This is a genomic window from Phocaeicola sp. RTP21198st1_B8_RTP21198_201120 (assembly GCF_040929485.1).
Lineage (GTDB): Bacteria > Bacteroidota > Bacteroidia > Bacteroidales > Bacteroidaceae > Phocaeicola > Phocaeicola dorei.
Window position 1 is genome coordinate 1 of sequence record NZ_JBCOCI010000225.1, and the last position, 544, is coordinate 544.

The 544-nt window shown below is 33.5% G+C and carries 1 protein-coding gene; it reads right to left on the bottom strand.

Annotated features, from left to right (window positions below):
* Nucleotides 1-544, bottom strand: a 544-nt coding sequence (locus AB5935_RS24790; protein ID WP_368327732.1) for a DUF4270 family protein, incomplete at both ends; no start/stop codon positions are given.

Below are 544 nucleotides of genomic sequence, written 5' to 3' on the forward strand. Positions count from 1 at the left end.
CTTTAGACGTACATATCCAGGTTTCAAATCATGCTGTATGCTAATAATGTTGCTAGATGTTCCATAATAACTATTACTACTTGACGAATCATAAGTTACTAAGACAGGAATTAATACAACTTTATTCCAGTCAGGGTTATTATTTTCCCATGCCTTTTCATCCCACGAACTACCAGCTTTTTTTCTAGCTTCCTCTTTATCTACGATACATGCATTAATCAGCTGGGTTATATTGTTGAAACTATACTGGTTGATATTACTACTGTGGCTTGTTAAGTATGATGAAATTCCATCGGTTAACTTGTTTTCTTTAAAGAAAGAATCTTTTTCTTTCTTTCGTATTAGCATAACATTAGATGGAATAGACATGCCAAATTTTTTGTCAGCAGGTTGATTATAGTTTGTGAATGTTAATTTTACGGCATTCAATGTGTCACCAGCTAATACATTTGCGATAGAATCAATAGGAAGAGTTGCTTGGGTAAAAATGCCTGCCGGAGTCTTTAGATAAGTTTTGTCCCAGTTTTCTTCTAAGTTGATTAAA